Annotated in this window: 24 protein-coding genes; 9 read left to right on the forward strand and 15 right to left on the reverse strand. The window is 60.2% G+C overall.

Features of this window, described 5'->3' with window-relative positions; all coding sequences use genetic code 11:
- Both ACRXB1_RS03770 and ACRXB1_RS03775 read left to right on the forward strand, forming a co-directional pair.
- On the forward strand, positions 1-556 hold a 556-nt coding region (locus ACRXB1_RS03770), incomplete at its 5' end, for an alpha/beta hydrolase (RefSeq protein WP_449491159.1).
- A 170-nt stretch (positions 557-726) separates the two neighbouring features.
- Positions 727-1,167, forward strand: coding sequence for a universal stress protein (locus ACRXB1_RS03775; protein WP_449491160.1), 441 nt, complete (start codon positions 727-729; stop codon positions 1,165-1,167).
- A 47-nt stretch (positions 1,168-1,214) separates the two neighbouring features.
- Here ACRXB1_RS03775 and ACRXB1_RS03780 read toward each other — a convergent pair whose 3' ends face one another.
- The 3 genes from ACRXB1_RS03780 to ACRXB1_RS03790 all read right to left on the reverse strand — a co-directional run bounded on the left by ACRXB1_RS03780 (position 1,215) and on the right by ACRXB1_RS03790 (position 4,744).
- The gene (locus tag ACRXB1_RS03780; protein WP_075358400.1) at positions 1,215-2,423 is read right to left on the reverse strand and encodes a porin; all 1,209 of its coding nucleotides are present in this window, start codon (positions 2,421-2,423) and stop codon (positions 1,215-1,217) included.
- A gap of 112 nt (positions 2,424-2,535) precedes the next feature.
- Positions 2,536-3,438: an SMP-30/gluconolactonase/LRE family protein gene (locus ACRXB1_RS03785; RefSeq protein WP_449491161.1), complete on the reverse strand. Its 903-nt coding sequence runs from the start codon at positions 3,436-3,438 to the stop codon at positions 2,536-2,538.
- A 10-nt stretch (positions 3,439-3,448) separates the two neighbouring features.
- The gene (locus ACRXB1_RS03790; RefSeq protein ID WP_449491162.1) at positions 3,449-4,744 is read right to left on the reverse strand and encodes an MFS transporter; all 1,296 of its coding nucleotides are present in this window, start codon (positions 4,742-4,744) and stop codon (positions 3,449-3,451) included.
- Positions 4,745-5,334: 590 nt separating this feature from the next.
- Here ACRXB1_RS03790 and ACRXB1_RS03795 point away from each other — a divergent pair.
- Positions 5,335-5,898: an acyltransferase gene (locus ACRXB1_RS03795; protein WP_449491163.1), complete on the forward strand. Its 564-nt coding sequence runs from the start codon at positions 5,335-5,337 to the stop codon at positions 5,896-5,898.
- A gap of 79 nt (positions 5,899-5,977) precedes the next feature.
- On the opposite strand, the gene ACRXB1_RS03800 is transcribed toward ACRXB1_RS03795, so the two are convergent.
- The 7 genes from ACRXB1_RS03800 to ACRXB1_RS03830 all read right to left on the reverse strand — a co-directional run bounded on the left by ACRXB1_RS03800 (position 5,978) and on the right by ACRXB1_RS03830 (position 13,442).
- On the reverse strand, positions 5,978-6,769 hold the full coding sequence (locus ACRXB1_RS03800; RefSeq protein WP_062002028.1) for a phytanoyl-CoA dioxygenase family protein: 792 nt from the start codon (positions 6,767-6,769) through the stop codon (positions 5,978-5,980).
- Positions 6,770-6,818: 49 nt separating this feature from the next.
- Positions 6,819-7,646, reverse strand: coding sequence for an ABC transporter permease (locus ACRXB1_RS03805; protein ID WP_449491164.1), 828 nt, complete (start codon positions 7,644-7,646; stop codon positions 6,819-6,821).
- A 22-nt stretch (positions 7,647-7,668) separates the two neighbouring features.
- Entirely contained in the window at positions 7,669-8,892 is a 1,224-nt protein-coding gene (locus ACRXB1_RS03810) for an ABC transporter permease (RefSeq protein ID WP_449491174.1), read from the reverse strand.
- A 68-nt stretch (positions 8,893-8,960) separates the two neighbouring features.
- Complete coding sequence (locus ACRXB1_RS03815; RefSeq protein WP_086386836.1) at positions 8,961-9,998, reverse strand: ABC transporter substrate-binding protein; 1,038 nt, start codon at positions 9,996-9,998, stop codon at positions 8,961-8,963.
- Positions 9,999-10,026: 28 nt separating this feature from the next.
- On the reverse strand, positions 10,027-11,184 hold the full coding sequence (locus ACRXB1_RS03820) for an ABC transporter ATP-binding protein (RefSeq protein ID WP_449491165.1): 1,158 nt from the start codon (positions 11,182-11,184) through the stop codon (positions 10,027-10,029).
- 27 nt (positions 11,185-11,211) lie between these two features.
- On the reverse strand, positions 11,212-12,345 hold the full coding sequence (locus ACRXB1_RS03825; RefSeq protein ID WP_449491166.1) for an SRPBCC family protein: 1,134 nt from the start codon (positions 12,343-12,345) through the stop codon (positions 11,212-11,214).
- A 173-nt stretch (positions 12,346-12,518) separates the two neighbouring features.
- Positions 12,519-13,442 (reverse strand): LysR family transcriptional regulator, encoded by a 924-nt coding sequence (locus ACRXB1_RS03830; protein WP_075358407.1) that lies wholly within the window; start codon positions 13,440-13,442, stop codon positions 12,519-12,521.
- Positions 13,443-13,645: 203 nt separating this feature from the next.
- On the opposite strand from ACRXB1_RS03830, the gene ACRXB1_RS03835 reads away from it, so the two are divergent.
- The 5 genes from ACRXB1_RS03835 to argE are packed head-to-tail and all read left to right on the forward strand — an operon-like array spanning position 13,646 to position 17,968.
- Entirely contained in the window at positions 13,646-14,143 is a 498-nt protein-coding gene (locus tag ACRXB1_RS03835; RefSeq protein WP_449491167.1) for a flavin reductase family protein, read from the forward strand.
- Between the two features lie 44 nt (positions 14,144-14,187).
- Positions 14,188-15,672: a 4-hydroxyphenylacetate 3-hydroxylase family protein gene (locus ACRXB1_RS03840; protein ID WP_449491168.1), complete on the forward strand. Its 1,485-nt coding sequence runs from the start codon at positions 14,188-14,190 to the stop codon at positions 15,670-15,672.
- 7 nt (positions 15,673-15,679) lie between these two features.
- On the forward strand, positions 15,680-16,093 hold the full coding sequence (locus tag ACRXB1_RS03845) for a RidA family protein (protein WP_062002399.1): 414 nt from the start codon (positions 15,680-15,682) through the stop codon (positions 16,091-16,093).
- A 12-nt stretch (positions 16,094-16,105) separates the two neighbouring features.
- On the forward strand, positions 16,106-16,777 hold the full coding sequence (locus tag ACRXB1_RS03850; RefSeq protein WP_062002020.1) for a DUF1028 domain-containing protein: 672 nt from the start codon (positions 16,106-16,108) through the stop codon (positions 16,775-16,777).
- Positions 16,778-16,780: 3 nt separating this feature from the next.
- Positions 16,781-17,968 (forward strand): acetylornithine deacetylase, encoded by a 1,188-nt coding sequence (argE, locus tag ACRXB1_RS03855; protein ID WP_449491169.1) that lies wholly within the window; start codon positions 16,781-16,783, stop codon positions 17,966-17,968.
- Positions 17,969-17,976: 8 nt separating this feature from the next.
- Here argE and ACRXB1_RS03860 read toward each other — a convergent pair whose 3' ends face one another.
- The 3 genes from ACRXB1_RS03860 to ACRXB1_RS03870 all read right to left on the reverse strand — a co-directional run bounded on the left by ACRXB1_RS03860 (position 17,977) and on the right by ACRXB1_RS03870 (position 19,908).
- Positions 17,977-18,174 carry a hypothetical protein gene (locus ACRXB1_RS03860; protein WP_062002018.1) on the reverse strand — a complete coding sequence of 66 codons (198 nt, stop codon included), beginning with the start codon at positions 18,172-18,174 and terminating at the stop codon, positions 17,977-17,979.
- A 354-nt stretch (positions 18,175-18,528) separates the two neighbouring features.
- Positions 18,529-18,741, reverse strand: coding sequence for a DUF2934 domain-containing protein (locus ACRXB1_RS03865; RefSeq protein WP_075358412.1), 213 nt, complete (start codon positions 18,739-18,741; stop codon positions 18,529-18,531).
- A gap of 84 nt (positions 18,742-18,825) precedes the next feature.
- A complete protein-coding gene (locus ACRXB1_RS03870) occupies positions 18,826-19,908 on the reverse strand; it encodes a tartrate dehydrogenase (RefSeq protein ID WP_449491170.1) in 1,083 nt (360 codons plus the stop codon).
- A 114-nt stretch (positions 19,909-20,022) separates the two neighbouring features.
- Between ACRXB1_RS03870 and ACRXB1_RS03875 the strand changes: the two genes are divergently transcribed.
- The gene (locus tag ACRXB1_RS03875) at positions 20,023-20,943 is read left to right on the forward strand and encodes a LysR substrate-binding domain-containing protein (protein WP_062002015.1); all 921 of its coding nucleotides are present in this window, start codon (positions 20,023-20,025) and stop codon (positions 20,941-20,943) included.
- Positions 20,944-20,976: 33 nt separating this feature from the next.
- Here ACRXB1_RS03875 and ACRXB1_RS03880 read toward each other — a convergent pair whose 3' ends face one another.
- Positions 20,977-24,108, reverse strand: a complete 3,132-nt coding sequence (locus ACRXB1_RS03880; protein ID WP_449491175.1) for a bifunctional diguanylate cyclase/phosphodiesterase — start codon at positions 24,106-24,108, stop codon at positions 20,977-20,979.
- 44 nt (positions 24,109-24,152) lie between these two features.
- Positions 24,153-24,971: a substrate-binding periplasmic protein gene (locus ACRXB1_RS03885; protein WP_062002014.1), complete on the reverse strand. Its 819-nt coding sequence runs from the start codon at positions 24,969-24,971 to the stop codon at positions 24,153-24,155.
- Positions 24,972-25,121: the final 150 nt, after the last annotated feature.

Raw genomic sequence — 25,121 nt, forward strand, 5'->3', positions numbered from 1 at the left:
TGATGACGCCGCCGCAGCCAAACGCGCGATCGATGCGCAAAACGGGCCGGTCGTGCTCGTCGGCCATTCGTGGGGCGGCGTGGTGATCACCGAGGCCGGCAACGACGACAAGGTGAAGGCGCTCGTTTACGTCGCCGCGTTCGCGCCGGACAACAACACGTCGATCAACGACATGCTCAAGGGCAAGCCGGCGCCTGCCTGGGCAAGTGAATTGCAAAAGGATTCAGGCAATTACCTGACGCTTTCCACCGATGCAATCATCCATCAGTTCGCGCAGGATCTGCCGGTGCCGCAGGCCCGGCTGATCGCCGCGACGCAAGGTCCATGGGCGGCCAGCGCGACTGACGACAAGGTGTCGACCGCTGCATGGCACTCGAAGCCGTCGTGGTTTGTCATCGCCGACAAGGATCACATGATCGATCCGCGTCTGCAAACAGCCATGGCCGCTCAAATCGGCGCGACCACCACGCATGTCAATTCGAGCCACGTGGCGATGGTGAGCCAGCCGAACTCAGTGGCGGCAGCGATCATCGCGGCGGCAACCAAGGTGCATTGATGAATCGGAATAGGCAGGGTTGCACGATTTGATTCGCGATCCTGGTCGTCCTTGCATCGGCTGCAAGTTTGCAGTCCAGCAGATTTTTCGGCGCGCTGCACGGAATTTTCCCTTGATTCGAGGCGTTATCCGAACGAACCGCAGCAGAGCGGGAACCATCGGAGCCTGGAATGTTCGACTATCGGCGCATCCTCACGTGTTACGACGACACGGCGGAGATGAAGGCGGCGTTGCATCACGCAACATCGCTTGGAAAATCCTTGCGGGCGGAGTTGCACGTGCTGGTTGTCATCGATACAGCCGCAATGGTGTCGTCCACACTCGGCCTGCCGTCCGATGGCGCTTATATGAGCATCGAGCATACGGCGCGGGAGACGTTGAAGCGCGGGCTCGATCTTGCACAGGAGCGTGGCGTAAGCGCGCACGGGCACGTTGCGGTGGGCGATATCGTCGATAACGTGCGGCACTACGCCGAGGCGTTGCGCGCTGATTTCGTGGTGGTGGGGCACAGGCGACGGTCCGGATTTGCACGCCTGTGGCATGGGCCGGCGCCGCATCAGACGCTGATCGGACGATGCGGGGAGAGTGCTGTGATTACGGTGACGGTTTAAAAAAACGGCGTGCCAGTCGGTCCGGCACGCCGTCTTTGTATGTCAGATCAGAACCGGTGGATGATACCCACGCCCGCCGCAAACTGGCTCGGCGACGAAGACGGCGCCGACTGGAAACCATCGCCGATTGCCGACGTTGCGTTGATGATGCTTACGCCGTTCGTGCCGAGCGTCTTGCCGTTCGCGCGCTGATAAGCCTGCAGAGCGTAAAGGCCCGTGCGCTTGGACAACGAGTAGTACTCGGACAGGTTGAACTGCTGGTACTGAGCGGAACTGGTGATGCCGTTGGCCTTCGTCGCACGCGTATAGCTATAACCCGCAGCGAGGTCGATCAGCGTAACCGGTTTCCAGTGCAGCACGGCGCCGCCCGTGTTGAAGATCTCGGTCGTCTTGAAGCTCGAGTTGATGCCCGGGATGTACTGCACGTTCGAATACGTGAACGTGATGTCGAGCGCTTGTGTGAACGTATAACCGCCGGCCACCGCAATGCGCTGCTGCGCCTGCGCGGTCTGATAGCCATTGGTCACCGCCGATACACCCGATTGCCCCGCCGAGTTCGTGGTGGAATCCGCGCCGAACGCGCCGCCGCCCGGCGTCGAGTTGTTGATGCGCGTGATGCCTGCCGCAAGGCCGAACGGACCATTCGCGTACTGGACCGCGCCGCTCCACGTCGAGCCTTGATTCACGCTGCCGGGAACGCCTGCGAAGGAATATGAGCCGCTGATCGTGACGCCATAAAATTTCGGCGATGTATAGACCAGCGAATTGTTCGCACGATAAATCGTATCGAGTTCATCCAAGTCGCCCGGATGCGCGCCGAACGCGCCGGTCAGCCAGGTGGTCGGGCTGTACGGCGCGAGCAGCGTGTAGTACGACGTGTACTGGCGGCCTGCGGTGAACGTACCGTAGGCGGGATTCGTCAAGCCAACCCATGCCTGGCGGCCGAACATTGCGTTGGTGAATTGCTGGCCGCCCGTTGCCGAGTTGAAACCCGACTCGAGCTGGAAGATCGCCTTGTTGCCGCCGCCGAGGTCTTCAGCGCCCTTGAGGCCAAAACGGCTGCCTGCCCAGACGCCCGGCAGCATCTTGACGTTCGAGCGTCCGCCCTTGTTCGAACCCAGCGACGTCTGGCTGCTTTGATACGTGATCGAGTCATCGATAATGCCGTACAGCGTCACGCTGTTCTGGGCAAAGACCGGCGAAGCGAGGGTGGCAAGGCCGAGAAGGACGGCCTTTTTGGCGTGGCGTGACTGCATGAGATCTCCTCTTTTTTGTATCAATGATTGCGATGCGGCCAGCAGCGTCGCGGACAATGTTTTACTACAAAGTGCCTGGCAATTCCTGTCGATTTGCATGCAGTGTTTGCCCTCATAGCAAACCCGCGTAATCGCATTCGTGCACGCCGCGAACACCGGGCCGGACTGCGAGCAGATGCCCGTCGAGTTCGTTGGCGCCGGTTGCTGGTTGTATGGATGTGATGAAGAGCGTGTCGAGATCGCGGCCGCCGAACGTGCACATGGACGGCTTGCTGACTGGCAGTTCCAGGGTGCGGTCCAGTGCGCCGCCGGGCGTGAAGCGCAGCAGCACGCCGGCGTCGTTCGCGCAGGTCCAGTAGCAGCCGTCGGTATCGATTGCAGCGCCGTCCGGGCGTCCCTTGACGCGGTTCAGATCGGCGAAGACACGGCGGTTGCGGGGCTCGCCGGAGTCGATGTCGAAGTCGAATGCCCACACGAGGCGGCGCGACGGATGCGAGTCCGAGAGGTACATCGTCGTGCCGTCGGGCGACCATGCCAGGCCGTTCTGCGTGATCAGATCGCACACCACGGGCGCCGAAAGCAGGCCTTGTGCGTCGTATCGGTACAACACGCCAGCCGGGTTCGCCGCCGCCATGTCCTGCACCATCGTGCCGGCCCAGAAGCGGCCTTGCCGGTCGCATCGGCCGTCGTTGAAGCGCATGTCGGGGAAGGGGAGCTCGGGCGCGGCGACCCGCTTCACGGTCACTTCATTCGCGTCCGATAGCGTCACTGCAAATAGCCCGGTCTCACAGCCCGCCAGCACGGTGCCGTTGCGATCGAACGCGATGCACGCGACCTTTTCCGGCAATACCCAGTCGGTGCGCGTGCCTGTTTCCACCTGCACGCGGGCGATCGTGCGCGCGGGGATATCGACCCAGTACAACGCCTGTTCGGCTTCGCGCCATACCGGACTCTCGCCCACTTGCGCCGAAATCCGACCGGATGCTTCCACGCGTTCCACGTGTGCTGTTTTCATCGATGCATCGCTATGCATTGACCGGCTGCGCGACGGTGGCGTCGGCGCGCCGGTTGACGAGCGAGGGACGCACCAGCGTCCACAGCAGCACTACGCCGATCAGATCGCCGAAGCCGAGCGCCACGAAGAACGGCGCATATCCAATGGTCGATACCAGCGCACCGATCACGAGCGTGAAGCCCAGGTTGCCGATCCCCGCCGATAACCCCGCGAACCCCGTCACCGTCGCAACTTCGCGGCGCGGGAACAGGTCGGCCGACATCGAAATGACAGTGACCGAGAGCGTCTGGTGCGCGAAGCCGCCAAGGCACAGCAGGAAGATCGCTGTGGAGGGATCCTTCACATAACCGACGCCGGCCATCGCGGTCATGATCAGCGCGCCGAACGTGAAGATCATGCGCTTGCCGTTGATCACCGAGATGTTGAAATGCTTGTTGAGGTACATCGAAATCGTGCCGCCCATCAGGCAGCCGATATCCGCCGCGACGAACGGCAGCCACGCCGTCATGGCGATGGCCTTCAAGTCGAAGCCGCGCGCCTGATGCAGATAGAGCGGCATCCAGAATACGAGCGTGCCCCACACCGGATCGGCAAAGAAGCGCGGCAGCGCGATGCCCCAGAAATTGCGTTGACTGAAGATCTTGCGCAGGTTGGGTTTTGCGCCGTTATCGGAGAGTTCGGCGTGTTCGCCTTCCACGATATAAGCCGCTTCCTTCGAAGTAAGCGACTTGTGTTCGCTGGGATGACGATAGAACACGATCCACAGCGCCGCCCATACAAGGCCCAGGCAACCCGCAATCACGAATGCCATTTCCCAGTTGTACTTGAGGATCGACCACGCAATGAGCGGCGGGGCGGCAATGGCGCCTATCGACGTACCGATGTTGAAGATACCCGCTGCGAGCGCGCGTTCGCGTGCGGGGAACCAGAACGCGGCCATGCGCATGCCGGCCGGAATAAACGACGCTTCAGCAAGACCGAGCAGGCCGCGCAGCACGAACAGGCCGACCCAGCCGCTCGCGAAACCATGGCCGATACACACGATCGACCACATCAGGCCGCATAGCAAAAAGCCGAAGCGCAGGCCAATACGATCCATGAGGTAACCGGTGGCCGGCGCGCCGATCGGGTACATCACGAGGAAGGCTCCGGTGATCCAGCCGTATTGCTGGGTGGAGATATGCAGGTCGGTCATGACCGTCGGCGCGGCGACGCTTAGCGAGCTGCGCGCGAGGTAATTCATGACGGTGCCGAGCGTGAGCAGGCCGATCATCCACCAGCGCAGGCCGCGTAGTTTCATTGCCATGTCGGTGTCTCCGAAGCCGTTGTCTTGCCGGCGATGGCATGCGGTTTTATGTGCTGCGCGCGCATTGCTTTATCGGCCGGACATTGCGCACGTAAGGTACGTTACGTAATGTGAACGCATCGTATGTCAGATGACTTACCTGACGCAAGATTAGCGCCCTCAGCGTTTACACCAGTAATAATTCCTTGGATTCGGGCATGAGGATGGCGAAAATGTTGGCAAACCGGTATCTAGGGGCCTTGCGGGCGGTTTTCGGGCTATATCTGGCCACCGCGCGCGGTGAAAAGACGTCGTACAACGTAGGGTAAGCGATGGCGCTCGCGTGACATGGTGAAAGATTGATGTTTCATTGATGCATCATTCGGCCCCTTTTAAGGGATGGTAATATTCGACGCCAGTTACCCCAAAATGTCCGAAAGCACGGGCACGGTGTATCGATAATCAACTGGCCACGCGCCACTTCCATATTTGAGTTTCAGCGATATTTTGTTACAGGAAGTATCGATTGCCGACGCATATAGCAAGTTCGATCAAGATATGACTTGAATCGCTCCATTTGAGGGCGAAGATCGCGGCCAAATGGACACTAAATGAAAAATGTATTTGTCAGAGGATTATCACAACTGAAGAGCGTGCTTGTTCGCCTGTCATTAAAGGTGGATAACGTGGGTTATGAAAGTGCGCCGATCTTCTCGGGCAAATGGCCGAAAATCACGAATAAAGGGCGCATTTATATCGCGAAGAATTGCTCGTTTCGATCATTTCGCACGCGTCAGCACATTACCGTGACAAAGGACGCCATATTGGAGATCGGACGAAACACGTTTATGAACGACGGTGCCAACCTGTGCGCGACGCTTTCCGTGAAGATTGGCAAGAATTGCAAGATCGGTGATATGACATATATTTACGACACCGACTTTCATCAGGTGTCTCCACAACATCCGACCAAGCGCGCACCTATATCCATTGGCAATAATGTCTGGATTGGCGCTCGTTCCACCATATTAGCCGGCGCGGATATTGGCGATCATTCCGTTATTGCCGCAGGTTCGACTGTTACCGGAGAAATCCCTGCGAAGAGCTTGGCAGGAGGTTCTCCGGCACGCGTGATAAGGACGCTGGATGTTCCGGATGACTGGGTTCGCGATTAATCAGCGGGAGTTGGATTAAGGTAGTCTATGCCGCTGAATATCGCCGAATGCCGCCGAATTCCGATTTGGCACGCGCGTTTCAAACAATAAACGGAAATTCCGCTTCAGGCAGTGCGTCTCCATGCTTGAACCTGTTCATGAGTTCCGGGTAGGGTGGCGACGTTTCACCGCCGCGATCCACGAAGTGCGCGCCATCGCCGAGCCATCTGAACGATACAACCCGCCGTGATTGCTGCCCCGCCGTATTGCCAGGTGCGCCATGCACTGTATGAAAGTTGAATGCAATAGCATCGCCCGGCTCCAGGTCCCAACCGAGGATCTGATAATCGCTGCGGTGTGCATCGATATCCGGCAACTCCTCCAGCCTGTCGGACTTGTGGTCGTAAGCCACGCCGCTGAACTTGCGCGGCCGGAACAGCTTGCCCCACTTGTGCGATCCCGCGACGAACTCCACACATGTCTCGCGCGGCACCGGGTCGAGCGGAATCCATAGACTCACGGCTTGATCTGCGCTGACGCAGTAATAGGGTTCGTCATGATGCCAGGGTGTGAGCTTTGCCGCGCCGGCTTCCTTCACGAGCACATGTTCATGGAAGATGCGGGCACGCTGCGAATCCATCAGCGCCTGCGCGACGGAGGCGGCCGCGCTATGTTCGACAAAATCCTTGAACGGCGCGATGCGCTGCCAGTTGCAGTAATCGCCGAAAAACCGGCCTGACGTTTTTTCGGGCGTGTAATTCCTGAACGACGGCCCCGGATGCGTCGCGTTGTACTCCACGCCTTCGCGCAACGTTTCCATCCAGTCCTTGAACATCCCGCGCAACACGACCGCACCGTCGCGCTCGAAGGCTTCCCGTTCTGCTGCCAGCATGGTGTTCTCCTTTATCGATTGACCGGGCTTTTCTCATGGATCACGCGGATCACGCGCCCGGCAGCGTTGCAGCGGCGCTGCGTCCGCGCAGCCAGTTGATGCTGCTGAATAAAGCAACCGCGAACAGGATCAGCATGGTCGCGACCGCGAGAATGGATGGATCGATGGAATCACGAATCCCGCTCCACATCTGCCGCGGCACGGTTCGCTGATCCGGGCCGCCAATGAACAGAATCACGATGACTTCGTCGAAGGAAGTCGCGAACGCGAATACGCTGCCCGTCGCCACGGCCGGCAGGATCAGCGGCAAGGTCACGCGGCGAAATGCGGTCCACGGCGCGGCGCCGAGTCCGGAAGCCGCTCGAATCAGGCTTTGATCGAACGACAGCAGCGACGCCGTGACGGTGATCACCACGAACGGTGTGCCGAGCGCGGCATGCGCCAGCACCACGCCGATATACGAATTCACCAGCCCCAGTGGCGCGAACACGAGATAGAACCCGGCGGCCACGACGACGATGGGGATGATCATCGGCGAGATGAGCAGCGGCATGATGACGGCGCGAAACGGAAAATTGGAGCGGCTGAGTCCGAGCGCCGCGAGCGTGCCGAGGCACGTGGCGAGCACCGTGGATGCGGCGCCAATGCCGATGCTGTTCGCGAACGCGCGCTGCCAGTCGCTGCTGCCGAGCGCCTTGGAATACCAGTGCAGCGAGAAGCCTTGCATCGGATAGGAGAAGTACGCGCCCGAGTTGAACGACAGCGGCACGATGGCGAGAATCGGCGGTATCAGGAAGAACAGGATCAGTGCGGAATGCACGCGCAACCACTTCGATGCGATGCGTTCCGATAACACGAGATGCCTTTGGCTTTGCATGATGTCGTCCTCGCCCTGGCGCCTAGCCGAACCTCAACCGGTCGATACCCACAAGCCGGTTGAACACGAAATAGAACACGGCCGTGAAGATCACGAGATACGCCGACAATGCACCCGCCAGCCCCCAGTTGAGTTGCTCGTTGGTCTGCGCGGCGATGAGCTGGCTGATCATTTCATCGCCCGCGCCGCCGAGCAGCGCGGGCGTGATGTAGTAACCGAGCGCAAGCACGAACACGAGGAAGCACCCTGCGCCCACGCCGGGAAGCGTCTGCGGCATGTAGATGCGAACGAACGCGGTCACGGGATGCGCGCCGAGCGATTGCGCCGCGCGCATGTATACCGGTGACACGCCCTTCATGACCGAATAGATCGCGAGAATCATGTAGGGCAGCAGGATATGCGTCATGCCGATCAGGACGCCCGTGCGGTTGAAGAGCAGCGGCAGCGGATGGCTGACGATTCCCGAACTCACAAGCAGGCTGTTGATCACGCCGCTCGGTTGCAGCAGCACATACCACGCGGTCGTTCGAACCAGCAGCGAGGTCCAGAACGGCACGATCACGAGCAGCATCAGGCGATTGCTCTTTGCAGGCGGGAGAGTGGCGAGCAGATACGCAACCGGATATCCAAGCAGCAGGCACAGCACCATGACTGAAGCGCTGATCCATACCGTGCGCGCAAATGCGTTGACGTAGACAGAACTGTCTGCCGGGAGGGATTTGATGGCACCGTCGGCCGTGACTTCGGAATCGACCGCAGTGAGCAAGTAATCAGGCGTCGGAGACACCGCCGAGCGCTTCAGGTAACGCCATATGTCATGCGTGCCCCAACGCGGATCGAGCTCGATCAACGCGGGTTTCCAGGCAGGCGGCGCGGTCTCGGGCAACTGGCGCGCCGTTTTCATCAGCAAGCTGCGAAACTCGGGCAGGTAGAAGTTCATCCGTCGCGCAACGGTGCCGAGCTGGCCTTCTTGCGAAGCGCGCCGCATGTCGGCGGCGAGCAGGGCGAAGGTGCGTTCGTCGGGTATCCCTTCGCCGTTCCATGATTTGAGCGATTGCGACAGCACCGGCAAGTTCACCGGCACTTCGCGGTTCACGACGCTTCTTGAAAGCAGGATCGCAATGGGCGCAATGAAAGTGGCGAGCAGGAACAGCAGCAGCGGCAGGGCGAGCAACAGCGCTTGCGTGGATGCACGCCGGCGCGTCTTGTCATAGGCTTCGCGGCCGCCGTTTTTGGCATCCGCAATGCTCGCTCCGGCCGGCTCCCGCAGATCGCTGGTCACTGTCACAGTCACGATTCACCTTACGGGTTTGATTACTGCGTCAGCCACACCTGGAAGCGCTTGTTGATCTGGTCGGCGTTGTCGGCCCAGAAACTCGCGTTGATCTGCACGGCGCGCTTGAAGTTGCCGGGCGCGGTCGGCAGGTCGTTCAGGCGCGCTTTATCGATGAGCGGAATCGAGTCCTTGCGCGGCGGCGCGTAGGCAATGTACTTGGTCAGGTCGGCATAGCTTTTTGCCGTCGATGCCGATGCAATGAATTTGGCCGCCGCGTCGGCGTTCTTTGCACCCATCGGAATGCCCCACCATTCGAAGTCGTAGACCTGACCGTCCCATACCGATTCGAACGGCTTGTGATCCTTGTGGACGGCGTCATCGATCCGGCCGTTGTACGCCTGCGTCATCACCACCGCGCCATCCGAAAGCAGTTGCGGCGGTTGTGCGCCGGCTTCCCACCAGACGATGCTCGACTTGATGGTGTCGAGTTTCTTGAACGCGCGATCCACGCCGGCCGGCGTGCCGAGGACCTTGTAGACGTCGGCGGGTTTGACGCCATCGGCGAGTAGCGCCCATTCGAGCGTCACCTTCGGCGACTTGCGCAGGCCACGCTTGCCGGGATATTTCTTCAGGTCGAAGAAGTCGTTGATGGAGGTCGGCGCGCTCTTCAGCTTGGTCGTGTCGTAGGCATAAACCGTGGACCAGACCATGGCGGCGACCGCGCAATCCATGATCGAACCGGGAATGAATGCGCTCGTGTTGCCGAGCGACTTCTTATCGATCTTCTTGAGCAAGCCTTCGTCACAACCGGTGATCGCATCGTTCGATTCGAGGTCGATCAGGTCCCACGTGGGATTCTTCGCCTGCTCCATTGCCGATAATTTGGCGAGGCCGCCGTCGTAAGATTCCGTCGAGAAGCCGATACCCGTTGCTGCGGTGAACGGCTCGAAAAACGCCTTCTTCGCCGCGGCTTCGTATGCGCCGCCGAAGGTCACCACCGAGATGGTTTCCGCCGCATGCGCGCTCGCCGAAAACAACGCGACAGTCGAAAGTACGAGTCCGGCGATGCCCGTCATACCGGTTTGGATCAGTTTGGTTTTCATGTCAGTGGACTCCTGCGGTGAGGGACGGAGCATGGCCGTGGCTTGCAGTTACGGCCGTTGCGAGGATCTTGCAGTCGTCGTGGCGCCATGCCACGGCGGTTGCACTGCCGAGTGACGGAAGGTCGTGATGCTGCGTGTTGGGTACCTTGACAATGAGGCTGTCGCCCGAGCCTTGTGCGCCAAGTTTCAAGTGAACGCGGTGATGGTCGCCGCAATACACGAGTTCTTCCACGCGCGCCGTCACCAGGTTGGTGTCGGCGGCGCTTAGGATTCCTTCTGCCGATGCAATGTGCGCGCGCTCCGGGCGCAGCGCCAGCATGGCTTCCTCGCCGTTGCGCAAGCCCCGGCCGCAACGTCCGCGAATGACCGCACCGTCTGGCAACACGAGCGTCGCCCAGTCCGGATCCTGTTCGAGCACGCGGCCAATCAAACCGTTGTTCTCACCGACGAAATTCGCGACGAATGCGTTGTGCGCGTTTTCATAGAGTTCCGTTGGAGTCGCTGCTTGCTGGATGCGGCCATCGGAGAAAACGGCCACGCGGTCCGACATGGTCAGCGCTTCCGCCTGATCGTGCGTCACGTACACCACCGTCAATCCCAACTCGCGATGCAGCCGCATGATTTCGTACTGCATGGTTTCGCGCAGGCGCTTGTCGAGCGCGCCGAGTGGTTCGTCCATGAGCACCACGCTCGGCTCGAACACGAGGGCGCGCGCAAGGGCCACACGCTGCTGCTGTCCGCCCGATAACTGCGCAGGCCGACGCGCCGCAAGATGCGGCAACTCGACCATATCCAGTGCACGCTTGACACGCGCCTGTTGCTCGGTCTTGCTCATGCGTCTCACCGACAACGGAAACGCAACGTTCTGCTCGATCGTCAAGTGCGGGAACAGCGCGTAGTTCTGGAACACCATGCCGATGTCGCGCTGATGCGGCGGTTTGTCGTCGAGACGTTTCCCGTTGAGGCGGATCTCGCCCTGAGTCGCCGATTCAAAACCGGCGAGCATCATCAGCGTGGTCGTCTTGCCTGATCCTGAAGGACCAAGCAACGAGACGAACTCGCCTTTCGCGACATCGAGGTCGAGCCCTTCCACGACGTAATGAACGCCGTCGTATGTCTTGCTCACGCCCGCGAAGGAGATGAAGGAGTGCGTTGACATCGTGTCGTGTTGGATGAGTGTTGAGAATCAGGCAAGCTGCTGGGCAAGGTAGCGCGCGAAGTCGTAATTGGGCCTTTCCAGATGACTCAGATGCCCAGGCTTTGCCAGCGGCGCACTCACACCACGGAACACCGCCTGCACGCCGCGCCGGTCTTCTTCATTGACCGCATCGAGCAATGTCTTGAGCGTTGCCATGTAGTCGGCCGCCTTCGGATCCGCGATGAAATCAGGCGCGAGCCCGCCGCCGAAGCGGATGTGGACACGGCTGGTTCCAACCGGCTGCAGCACGAGGTACCAGAAGTAACCCGGCGTGAGCGTGACGAGATGCGTCGGATAGATCGCGAGCAGCGCGGTGGTCTTGCGCCAGTGACCTTGCAGCCGCTGATTGTCGGGATGCGCCTGACCAATGGGCAACGATGCTTCCTTCGTGATCCAGTGATAGTTGAACGCGTCGCTGCCTGGCGGGCATTCCATTTCTTCGAGACGCGAATGCGGACCTACGGTTGCCCGATGCAGCATGGGCAGGTGATAACTCTCCATGAAGTTTTCAGCGAGGATCTTCCAGTTGGTATCCCACACGTGTTCTTCGTAGAACGTTTCCTTGTAATCAGCCATGCCGTAGCTGGCAATCAGTTCGGTGAGACCTGCCAACTTCCCGGCAACTGGCGGCGCGTCGGCATTGAGCGTGACGTAGATCCAGCCTTGCCAGACCTCGCATCGAATGGACGGCAAACGGTAGTTCTCTTTGCAGAATCCGCTTTGACGATCCATCATTGGCGCACCGCTCAGCGCGCCGTCGAGCGTGTAGTTCCATGCGTGATATGGGCAGACGATCCGGCGCGTGTTGCCGCGCCCTTCGAGCAGCACCGACATGCGATGCAGGCAGACGTTCGAAAACGCCTTCAATTCCAGCTTCTCGTCGCGCAAGACCACGATCGGCTGGCCATCGATGTCTGCGGTGAGATAGTCGCCGGCATCTGTAATCGAACTTGCCCGGCCAACGCAAAGCCATTCGCTGCGGAAGATGTTCGCTTGTTCCAGCGCGAGGAAATCGGGCGATGTATAGACGGCGGGCGGCATGGAATGCGCGTCGCTGAAGGGACGCTCGGAGCTCTCCTGCAACTGCCGGACGATATCGAGTCCAGTGCCGGACGCTGCCATTGAAGATCCCATCGCGCCTCCCTGTCAATTCAGTGGATGCTGCAACCGGCTCTCCAGCCAGGCCGCTCGCTGCATGGACATCAATCTATCAAGTCAAATTACCAGCCAAAATATTGTTTTTAAATGTAGAACCAAGTTTTTTCCTATCCAGACGCGAAGCCAGACGCAACGCCTCAACGTGCTCGCTCGCGGGTGATTTCCGCTTCGCAGAAGGCCGCGAAGCGCTGCACGACTTGCCGTGGTTTCATGCTTCGCGACTGCGCAATTCCGAGCGTGGTGGCATTGACTTCGTCCTTGAACTGCTTGATCACGAAGTCCTCGCCGTCAACCGTGCGGCTCGATTTCAGCGGAAAATTGAGGATGCTGTAGCCAAGGCCATTGGCAACCATGCCGCGAACCACTTCAGGTTGCGACGAACGGAATGCGGCAATCGGACGGTCGCCGACGGCGTCGAAGAGACCTGCGAAATATTCGCGGCTGTGCGGAAGATCGAGCATCACGTAGGGTTCGTCGCGCAGGTCGGCGAGCGCCACCGTGCGCTGTTTCGCCAGCCGGTGATTCTTCGGCAAGATCACATACGGCGGTAACGAGAGCAGCGGCGTGAACGCGATGTCATCGGTCAGATCGAGGTTGTAAGTCAGCGCGATATCCAGCGAACCATCGTGCAGGCCGCGCAGCAAATCGTCCTGATGCGCTTCGAGCGTGCGGAACGCGATCCCTGCATGACCCGCTATGAAGCGGCTCATCATCGCGGGCATGAGCGGCGGCGCGAGTGAAACCAGGCACCCGAGCGTGATCGCGCCTGACATGCCGCCGTCCAGTTCCTTCGCTGCGGTCTGAAGGTCTTCCGCATTCTTCAACAAGTCGCGCGCGCGCCCGAGCATCTCGCGTCCGGCCTGTGTCAGGGATAACCCGCTCGCGTGATGCCGGATAAAAAGCTGCACGCCGAACGACACTTCGAGATCCGCGAGCGCCGTGGAGATGGATGGCTGCGAGATATGCAGCAGCTTCGCCGCCGCCGTGAACGACAGCACTTCGGCGGTCACCACAAAGTATCTCAACTGCCTCAATGAATAGCGTAATTGCGCAGGTTCCATGGTCCGCCCCCGGTCTTTTGTCGAACCTATTGTGCGTGGACATAAATACGCTTGCATAGGCAAAAGCGATGATTTGCATTTTTGAAATATGTTTTTCGGATGCGGTGCCAAAGCGTAGATTTTGCGCACGGTCAGTGCAAACGCGAGGGGGCGGCATGCAAACAACTCAACCAGACAGCGCTTTGATGGAAGCGGCGCCCGGAATGAATCACGATCTGCGGGCCGCATTCCTCGATTCGATGGCGTCCAATTCAACATCGGTTCATGTGGTGACGACAGGCGCAGGCAACGAACGTTTTGGCGTCACCGTCAGCGCTTGCAGCTCGGTTTGCGCTGACCCGCCTACATTGCTCGTCTGCATCAATACACGCAGCCCGGCCAATGCAGCGGTCGCGGCGAACGGCGTGTTCGCGGTGAACCTGCTGAACGTGGCGCAGCGCGGCATTGCCGATACCTTTGCCGGACGCTCGGCGAGCGCCAGGCCTTTCGACTTCTCATGCTGCACGGTGACGGCGGGGGCGCTGGACGTGCCGCTTATCGACGGGGCGGTTGCTGCAATCGAATGCCGTCTCGTCGCCCAGCAAACCATAGGCACGCACACGGTGTTTTTCGGCGAGGTCGCGGCGATCAAACGCGCGGCCGCCGCGCATATGCCATTGCTTTATTGCAAGCGCGATTACGGCCAGTTCCTGGCTTTCTAGGCGAATCTGAACGACGATATTTCCCCACGGATCGAGGCACAGCAATGATCAGAACAGGCGAGCAGTATCGCGACTCCATTCGAGACGGACGACAGGTCTGGATCAATGGCGAACGCGTGAAGGACGTGACCACGCATCCCATGTTCAAGCCGATCGTGGACATTCGCGCGCGCATCTACGACATGGCGCACGAGAAGGCGACGCAGGATGTGATGAGCTACGTGGATGAAAAGACCGGCGAGCGCAACGCGGTCGGCCTGAAGCTGCCGTACACGCAGCAGGACTGGCACGACAAACGCCTGGCAGTAGACACGGTGCTCGATGACGTCGGCGGAATCGCCACCCGCGTGGGCGATGAAACCATCGGCGAGATGTGGTCGCTCTACGACGGCAAGGATGTGCTCAACGAAGTCGATCCGCGTTTTGCCGCGAACATCGAGCGGCATATCAATCGTGCGTTGCATGAAGACCCGTTCCATGTCTCCGCCAACACCGACCCCAAAGGCGACCGCTCGAAACCGCCTCAGGAGCAGGACCCGGACATGCTTTTGCATGTGGTGAAGGAAACCGATGCGGGCATCGTGGTGCGTGGCGCCAAGTACGAGACGGCCGCAGCGTATGCGAATCAGGCGTTCGTGAAGCCGACCATCGCGAACTGGGGCGACGCAAAACTCTCGGACTATGCGGTGGGTTTTGTCGTCAACATGTCCGCGCCGGGACTCAAGTTCATTTGCCGTACAGGCTTCGCCGGGCGCGCGAATCCGGAAGATTACCCGCTGTCGAACCGCTGCGATGAAGTCGATACCCTGCTGATCTTCGACAACGTCCTGATTCCCTGGGAAGACGTGCTGTTCTACCAGCATACGAAGGCGGCCACCTTCATTCGCTCGACCTTGCATCGATACAGCGCGTTCGCGTTCGTCCAGCGCAACCTGCGTCTTGCCGACCTGATGATCGGCGCGGCGTTGTTCAACGCACGCCAAACCGGCCTTGAAAAGCAGCAGGCCGTGCAGGAGAAACTGTCGACGCTCGCCGTGTATCGCGAGACCATCAACGCGCATCTGACGGCATCGATTGCATGCGGCGAACGCAGTCCCGCCGGCCTGATGATGCCCAATCAATCCTTGCTCTATACAGGCCGCGTGCAGGCATGTTCGCGCCTTCACGAGATGATGCATCTCGCGCGTGAACTCTGCGGTGGACAGATTTGCGTGACGCCGGACGCGGCGTCGTTTGCCAATCCGGAGATCAGCGGCTGGCTCGACAAGTTCTACACCGTCAACGAAAACTGGGTCTCCGATGACCGCCGCAAGTTGCTCGCGTTCGCCCGCGACTTGCTGAACTCGGACTATGCGGGGCATCGCCTCACTTTCCAGTTGTTCGCGCAATCACCGCCGTTCGCTCACCTTGGCGCCGTGTTCCGTAACTTCGATTTCGACAGCACCCTCGGCTACGTCAAGAAGGCCGCGAACCTGTCGGACCGTGTCGTTCAATCCAGCGCAGGGCCGCGGCTCAAGCGCGTTGTGTGAGGTGTCCATGAGTCATACCCGCATCCGCAAGTTCAACACGCGCGAGACGTACCCCGAGCAGAAACTCGATAACGATCTGTGCCAGGCGGTCGTGGCGAACGGAACGGTTTATCTGCGCGGCCAGATCGGGCAGGACCTGGATACGCGCGAATCGGTGGGCATAGGCGACGTTGGCGCGCAGGCTGAAAAGGCGATGGCCAACATCGCAATGTTGCTGGGCGAAGCCGGCAGCAAGCTGGAGGATATCTGCAAGATCACGATCTATCTTGTCGATGTACGCTATCGCGAAGCGGTGTACACCGTGGTCGGGAAGTGGCTGAAGGGTGTGTACCCGGTATCAACGGGTATTGTGATTTCAGCGCTTGCGCGTCCCGAGTGGCTCGTCGAAATCGACGTGATCGCCGTCATTCCAAATAGCTGAGCGGAGGATCGCATGACGTTTTCCCTGGCTGGCCGATGCGAACGTACGGGCATGGTCGGCGGCATTGTGTGCAGTTCGAGCATCGCGGTTCCCAGCCGATGTCTATGGGCAAGTCCGCATGGCGTGGTGCTGAGTCAGAACGTGACCGATCCGCGCCTGGGCGTGCTCGGATTGCAGTTGCTTGGCGCCGGTTTTGGTGCTGAAAGCACCTTGCAACAATTGCAGCACGCACGTCCTTACGCGGAGTGGCGGCAGCTCGCCGTACTCGACGCCGACGGTTCGCGCGACGCTGCGACGGGCCAAAAAGGGCTGGGTATAATCGCGACGAAACCGGGGCGCAACTGCGTTGCAGCGGGCAACCTGCTCGCCCACGACGGCATTCCGGCCGCCATGGTCGAAGCCTTCGAAGCATCGCCCGCAAGCTCGCTGGCCGAGCGCCTGATCGCGGCACTGGAAGCGGGTGCGGCGGCAGGCGGCGAAGCGGGTCCCGTGCATTCGGCGGGATTTTGCGTGTATGGAAGAGAGGTCTGGCCGCTCGCGGAGTTGCGCGTGGACTGGTCGGATCAACCCATTGCTGATTTGCGGGCGCTCTGGCAGCGCTACGAACCGCAGATGAACGACTACGCAATGCGCGCAATACGTCCCGAGCAGGCACCGTCGTATGGAGTACCCGGAGATCTCTAGCCAATGAAGCACGCCTTGCTCGACACCACGCTTGATCTGCTTAACGATCTGATCGCGTTCGATACCCGCAGCTCCGAATCGAACCTCAAGCTGATCGAGTATGTCCAGCGGTATCTAAGTCGGCACGGCGTGGAGTCCTCTCTCGTCTTCGACGAAACCGGCCGCAAGGCGAACCTGTATGCAACCATCGGCCCGAAGGACGTGGCGGGTCTGTGCTTTTCGGGTCACACCGATGTCGTACCCGCCGCGGGTCAGCCGTGGACCGTGCCGCCCTTCGAGATGACGCGCGGGAGCGATCGTGTCTTCGGGCGTGGCACAGCCGACATGAAGGGTTTTATCGCGGCGGTGCTTGCAAGCGTGCCGCACTTCGTTGCGACCTGCAAAGACGTGCCTGTTCATCTTGCATTCAGTTATGACGAAGAAGTCGGTTGCCGTGGCGTGCGCGGTTTGTTGCGTGAACTGGCGGCAGCGCCGGTGAAGCCGCTTGCATGCATTATTGGCGAGCCGACGAGCATGCAGGTCGCGGTGGCGCACAAGGGCAAGAAGGCGTACAGATGCTGCGTAAAAGGTCTCGCCGGGCATTCCGCGCTGACACATCTCGGCGTGAATGCGGTGGATTTCGCGGCGGAACTCGTGACGTTCCTGCGGCGAACGCAGCGCGACTTGCGCACAAAGGCAACGCTCGACCACGACTTTGATCCGCCGTACACGACCATCCATACCGGCCGCTTTAATGGCGGTATTGCGTTGAACGTGATCCCGGACCACGCGCAGGTGGAGTTCGAAATCCGCAATCTGCCCGCCGATAACGCGGACGCCATCGTGCAAACCATCACGCACTATGCGGATACCGAACTCGTCGGCGCCATGCGCGAAACGTTCGCCGAAAGCGATATCGACTGGGAACAACTGGTGGATTATCCGGCACTGTCGGATCGGGCTGCGGCCGGCTGGTTGCGCGATCTGGCATGCGCGGCTGCCGGACGGGACGACGTGCGCACGCTCGCGTTCGGAACCGAAGGCGGCCTGTTTCAGTCGATAGGCATTCCTACGGTCGTATGCGGACCGGGTTCGATCGAACAAGGGCACAAGGCCGATGAGTACGTCGAACTGGAACAGCTATCGAAATGCCTGACTTTCCTCGACAACCTCTCGACGAGTTTGCCAGGGACGGTTTCCGCAAACCGGTAGTGACGTTGTCAGTTATAGCCGAGGATGGCGCAGGCCGTGATATCCGAGCGGTCCGAGACGTTGCACGCCAGAACGGTCATGGGCGCCTGGAGCATCGACATATACGAGGAACTTTGTTTCTCCACCTTGGCGCTCGCTTTCGTGGCCTTGTTGCGGCTTCCGGTGATTGTCGAAAATGCAGCGTTGAGATGATTGGACGTATTCATGTTAAACACCACTTCAGTAGTTATTGGCAAAAACAATTTCTGATTCACTCACTGGACACTCACCGGCCAAACGTATTGGCGGTGTAGTTCCAGTAAGCGCCAACTGAAGGGTTGATGACATAGGTACTGTCACCAATGCGACGGCTCAAAGCCTTGCCTGGCGCGGGGCTGTATTAATGACCGTGTGTTTGCGGCAACACTATTCTAGTTATTTCGCTTACTGCCGCTAATCCCCATTCATGAGCTCAGGTATTGAATGGTAATTCAAGCGACTCTGTCCACGTATAAGGCGATGCGTCAAAGCGCGCGATGCGTACGTGGTTCAGGAATTCAAAATCGATGCGGCTGTATATATTATTCCGCTAACGGACGATCAAGGGCCGCGTCCGGTTCCTCGCCAAACCCGGTGGTTTTGTCGTCAGCGCTGCTTTCGGAATCGCTTCCCGAAGACAATTGCTGGCGAGCTTTTTCCCAGTACTCGTCCGCGCGTCCTTCCGGACTGCCGTCCTGTTCCCACAGATAGAACGCAAGCGTGCGAATTTGCTCTTCTGACAATTGGACATCCATGATTTGCCCCGTCGAGGTTGAAAACCGGTCGCAAGGCGCGGCCGTTTCGGGCTCGTTTGAGCCTGCTCAACGGGGCAGCAATACTCAAGCCAGCCGCGCCGCGATAGCTTCGCCGACCTCGGTCGTGCTTGCCTTGCCGCCGAGGTCGCCTGTACGCGGACCTTCTTTCAGCGTCGCTTCAATAGCCGCAAGGATCGCGTCGTGTGCATCGCGTTCGGGGCCTTTGGCGTCGCCCAGGAATTCGAGCATCATCGCGGCCGACCAGATCATTGCGACCGGATTGGCGATGTTTTTTCCCGCAATGTCCGGCGCCGATCCATGCACCGGCTCGAACAGCGACGGAAACTTGCGGTCCGGATTAAGATTTCCCGAAGGCGCGAGGCCGATCGTGCCGGTACAGGCCGGGCCGAGGTCCGAGAGGATGTCTCCGAATAGATTGGTGGCGACCACCACATCGAACCGGTCCGGGTTCAGCACGAAACGCGCGCACAAAATGTCGATGTGCTGCTTGTCCCATTTGACGTCCGGATAAAGCGCAGCCACTTCTGCGGCCCGTTTGTCCCACCACGGCATGCTGATCGCGATGCCATTGCTTTTGGTCGCGACCGTGATCTTTTTCTTCTCGCGGCGCTGGGCCAGATCGAACGCGAACTTCAGCACGCGCTCACTGCCATGACGCGTAAAGACCGATTCCTGCAGGACGAATTCGCGATCCGTGCCTTCGAACATCACGCCGCCAACCGATGAATACTCGCCCTCCGTATTCTCACGCACGATCCAGAAATCGATGTCGCCAGCCTTGCGGTTCGCGAGCGGCGAGGGCACGCCTTCGAACAGGCGCGCCGGGCGCAAATTGATGTATTGATCGAATTCGCGGCGGAATTTCAGCAGTGATCCCCAGAGCGAAATGTGATCGGGCACGGTATCCGGCCAGCCGACCGCGCCAAAAAGAATGGCGTCGGCGTCCTGCAGTTGGGACTTCCAGTCGTCGGGCATCATCTGGCCGTGCTCCTGGTAGTACGCACAGCTCGCCCATTCAATATGCTGATATTCGATTGCGATGCCAAAGCGCTTGGTGGCCGTGTCGAGCACGCGCAAGGCTTCGGGCATCACTTCGGTGCCGATGCCGTCGCCGGGTATGACTGCGATCTTGTAGGTTTTGGTCATGAGGTGATGTCTCCGGGTTGAGAGGAACAGTCTATTCGATACACCTATTCTATTCCGTGGCGAACCGCTTAGAATCGGGTTTTCGGTTAAGCCACCATGCACGCAGCGTGAACAATGAAAACACCGCTTTCTCCGAATCTCGATGACCTTCGCGTATTTTGCACGGTCGCCCGCAAGTCCAGTTTCAGCGGGGCGGCGGAGGCGCTGTCGGTATCGGCGGCGTATGTGAGCAAACGCGTCGGCGTGCTGGAAGCCGACCTGGGTACGCGTTTGTTGCATCGGTCCACGCGCCGGGTTGCGATCACGGAAGCGGGTGAGCGCGTCTACGCATGGGCTGAAAAGATCCTCGATGACGTCGATCAGCTCGTAGAAGACGTCTCCACCACGCGGCGTGTTCCGCGCGGCACGCTGCGAGTATCGAGCAGCTTTGGTTTTGGGCGGCATATCGTGGCGCCGGCGCTCGCGCGTCTCTCCGACAAACACCCGCAACTGAGCGTGAGGCTCGATCTGTTCGACCGTCTCGTCGATGTCGCCGGCGAAGGCTTCGACCTGGACATCCGTATCGGCGACGAGATCGCAGCGCACTTGATTGCAAAGCGGCTGGCATCGAATCATCGCGTGTTATGTGCTTCCCCGGAGTACCTGAAGCAGCACGGCGCGCCCAGGCAGCTTGCAGACCTGGCGAGCCACGCGTGCCTCGCGATCAAGGAACGCGATCATCCATTTGGTTTGTGGCGTCTGCATGCGCGCGGCGAGCCGGTGTCGATCAAGGTGACAGGGCCGCTTTCGACCAATCACGGCGAGGTGGCGGTGCAATGGGCGCTGGCCGGGCGGGGGATCGTGTTGCGTTCGTTGTGGGATGTGCGGCCGCTGCTCGAAAGCGGGGAACTCGTGCAGGTCCTGCCGGATGTCACGCAGCCGGCGAATGTCTGGGCGGTGTATCCGGCGCGGCTGGCGGCATCGGCGAAGGTGCGGGTATGCGTGGATTTTCTCGCCGATGAATTCGCTCAGTGGAGCACGCAACCACCTGAATGATGGTCTGCCCTGTTGCGAAGAAAAAGGCTTTCGTCAAGCTGCCACCGCATCGTCCTTGCGCACGAACGCTTCGAAACTTTCCACGCGCATCGGGCGTGAAAAATAGAAGCCCTGATACGCGTGGCATCCCACGCTTGCAAGAAAATCACGCTGCGCCGGTGTCTCCACGCCTTCGGCAATCACGCCGAGTCCGAGACTTTGTGCAAGCGCCACGATCGTGCGTGCGATGGCGGCGTCGTTGGGATCGACGAGAACATCGCGCACGAACGATTCATCGATCTTCAACTGATCGAGCGGCAAGCGCTTCAGGTATGACAGCGAGGAATACCCGACGCCGAAATCATCGAGCGAAAACACCACGCCCTTCGCCTTGAGCGTCCACATCTTCTGCACGATGTCCTGCATGTTGTCCACCAGCAGGCTCTCGGTGAGTTCGAGCTTCAGGCGATCCGGATGCGCGCCGGTCTTGCGGATGATCGTCAGCACCTTGTCCACGAAGTCCGGCTGGCGGAACTGCTGGGCGCTGACGTTCACGGCCATGGTCAGATGCGCCATTTCGGGTTGCTCCATCCATTGCGCCAATCGTGTACACGCGCTTTCCAGCACCCAGTCCCCGAGCGCCAGGATCAGGCCGGTTTCCTCCGCGAGCGGAATGAACTCGGCCGGCGGCACAAGTCCCTTTTCCGGATGCTGCCAGCGCACCAGCGCTTCGGCACCTATGACACGGTAGCTGTCCGTCGTGTTGTCGATCACGCCGTCGGTCACTTGCGCCTGGTAGTGCAGGACGAACTGATCACCTTCGATCGCGCGGCGCAATCCCGCTTCGAGCGTCGCGCGTTCGATCACGGCCGTCTGCATGGCGGGATCGAAGAAACACATTGCGTTGCGGCCGCGTTCCTTCGACTTGTACATGGCGAGGTCGGCCTGCTTCAGCAGTTCGTCGATGACCGTGTGATGTCCCGAGAACAGCGTCGCCCCGATGCTCGCCGTGCTGCGATATTCGACGTCGTCGAGATGGTACGGGTTGCCGAGAACAGCGAGAATGCGCTCGCCGATGATCTCCGTCTCGTTCGCCGCTTCCTGCGGGTTTTCATGCAGGCTACCGAGCACCACGACGAACTCGTCGCCGCCCACGCGCGCCACCGTATCGCTGCGGCCGACGCTCGCCGCAAGCCTTCCCGCCGCTTGTTGCAGCAGCGCGTCGCCCTTGTCGTGGCCAAGGGTATCGTTGAGCGTCTTGAAGTGATCCAGGTCGATGAACAGCAGCGCGCCGCATGTCTTCTTCTGCGCGCTGAGTGCGATGGCTTGCGTGAGGCGATCGATCAGCAGTGTGCGGTTCGGCAGGCGGGTGAGGGCGTCGAAGAAGGCGAGTTCGCGAATCCGTTCCTCCGCGATCTTGCGCTCGGTGATGTCGTGATGCGCGCCCACGTAATGGCTGACCACGCCGTCCGCGCCCGTCACGGCCGAGATGCTCAGCCATTTCGGATACACCTCGCCATTCTTGCGGCGATCCCAGATTTCGCCTTGCCAGCCGCCCACGCGGTTGATCGATTCCCACATCTCTCGGAAGAAGGCGGCGTCGTGCCGGCCGGACTGAAGCATGCGCGGCGTCTTGCCGACGAGTTCCTCCGCGCTGTAACCCGTGCATTCGATAAACGCCGAATTGACGCGCAGGATCCTGGTATTGGCGTCGGTGACCATCATGCCTTCCAGCGAATCGAATGCAACCGCCGCAATACGCAACTCGGACTCGGCCTGCTTGCGCTCGGTGATATCGCGCCCGCTCGTGCGAAAGCCCGTGAAGACACCTTTGGCGTCGGTGATCGGCACCCACGAAACCGACAGCCACACAATCGACCCGTCCTTGCGCACGCAGCGGAATTCGAGGTCATGACCACGATGCCCCTGCAGCCCCTTCTTGAATTCCGGCGCGACCCGCGGCATGTCTTCCGGATGGATCAGCGTGGCGGCGAAGTCGGACATGGCCATGCATTCTTCGACGGTATAGCCCGTGTATTGCCTGACTGACGGATTGATCCAGCGCGGCTTGCCGTCCGGTCCCCACCAGACTTCCCAGTTGACCGTGCAATCGGCGATGGCGCGAAACTTCTCTTCGCTTTCGCGCAATTCGCGCGTCATGGTGGAAGCAAGGCGCATTGCGCGTCCGTGGCCGGTCACGAGCAACCACGCGAGCAAGGCCAGCGTGATGCTCAGCCCCGTGCCCGTGATCGCGATGATCCATTGCGCGTTGCGCCCGAATCCGGTCTTGAACCCGTCTTGCGTGGCGAGGGACAGCGTCCAGTTATGGCCCGCTACCACGAGATATTCGCTGGCGGAGATCGTCTCTGCCGGAGGTTTCCTGCCGGAATCGGGTGATCGATAAAGCAACGCTGCAGCCGACGGTTCGACGCCGTCGTAGATGGCGAGCGACAGGCCGCGCGGCTGCTCGCCGTAGAGGCTTGCAATCACATCGCTCATTCGAAACGATGCATATACCCAGCCCGCCAGATGCGCCCGGCGCTGCGCCACGTTGTCCTGTGACTGGCCGCGCGTATAAACCGGCACGTACATGATGAAACCGGGCTGCGCGTCGGGGCCGTCGTCGACTGCGAGCCTGACCTTGCCCGATATCACGGCCATGCCCGAGTCGCGCGCCTTTTCCATGGCCAGACGGCGCACCGGATCGGTCCAGGTGTCGAAGCCGAGCGGCGTGCGGCGGTTGCCGCCAACGTTCGGCTCGCGCTGGACGATCGGTGCGTAGTCGTCGCGGTCACCTTGCGGTGCGATGCCGTAGTGGCCGAGGCCGTCCATGACCATGGCCGCGACATGTGCGTCCTTCTGCGCCGCCGATACCCACTTCACGACGCCTATTGCCTGGATGCCGGAGAAGTTCGCGTCGAGATTGAGCGCGCTGACATAGTCGCGCACGTTGTCGCGGCCGACATTGCCGCCGGCGGCAAAGAGGCCCTGCACACCGTGCAGCATCTGCTCGTAGGCGGCCATGCGCTGTTCTACACGGCTCACCGCGTCGCCGAGCGAGAAGTCGAACTGGGACAGCAACTCGCGCCGCGACGCTTGCTGTTCGTGATCCCACACGGCCCACGTGACGCTCAGCGCGGCAAAGAGGACAAGTAGCGGAATCAACAGCGGGACCAGCCGATGCAGCGACTGCGGCGAGAGGCCGGCACGAACCCAGCGGCGCGCCCGGGTCACTGCGGCGCCTTGAAATCGACCATGGCCTGCGCCAGATCGGGTTTGAAATACTTGCGGAAGATCCGCAGCACTGTGCCATCCGCGCGCATCTGGTTCACCAGCGCGCGCCACTTCGCCTGCTCATCGGGCGAAAGCGCTTTTTTCGACATGATCAAACCGTGCGGCACGGCAGGATCATTGAATTCGATGACCGTGGTGACATCGCGAATACGTTTTTCTTCGAGCGCGGGGTAATCGAAGGGCTCCATGATCATGCCCTGAATGCGGCGGTTGATCAGCGCTTCGTAGAGAGGTTCGAGGCCGCCCGCCTGACTGACGCGATTTTTGGCGGCGAGTGTATCGACGAGTTTGTTGGCGGAATCGCTATAGCGGAAACTCCGGATGACGCCGAGCTGAAACTGGTCGCTGCGTTCGAAATCCGCCAGACGGTGCATGCCGGAATCTTTTCGGACGAGGAGATAATATTTATCGGTGAAATACCACGCAAACGTTGCAAAGCGATCGCGCTCTGCATTCGCAATGCCGGACAAGCTGAAGTCGAGCGCGCCGGATTCAATCAATTGCCAGATCCGCGCACGCGACATCAGGCTCACGTTGACCCTGCAGCCGCTGCGGCGAATGAGTTCATCTGCAAAGTCCTTGTCGATACCGGTGTCGGTATCGGCGGAATAAAGCAGACCGTGATCGTGCAATGCGAGCGTAAAGGGCCGGGAGCAATCGGGACCCGCCGCAACTGCGTTGCTCGTAGTCGCGCTCACTGTCGCCACCAGGCAGAAGAGCTTGAGCAGCATGCCGCCAAGACCATTTCTGATCACTGTGTCTCCATGGTGAATGAGTTGACCAAGAGCGCATCGGCTCAATGAGGCCCGGACGCTTCTTTGTTTAGCTAAGTGATTGACGTGTTCGTTTAGCAGATTTGCCGACAGGATGACACATCGGGCAGGCGAGAGTTTATTCGCAAATCG

Source organism: Caballeronia sp. M23-90 (assembly GCF_053574605.1).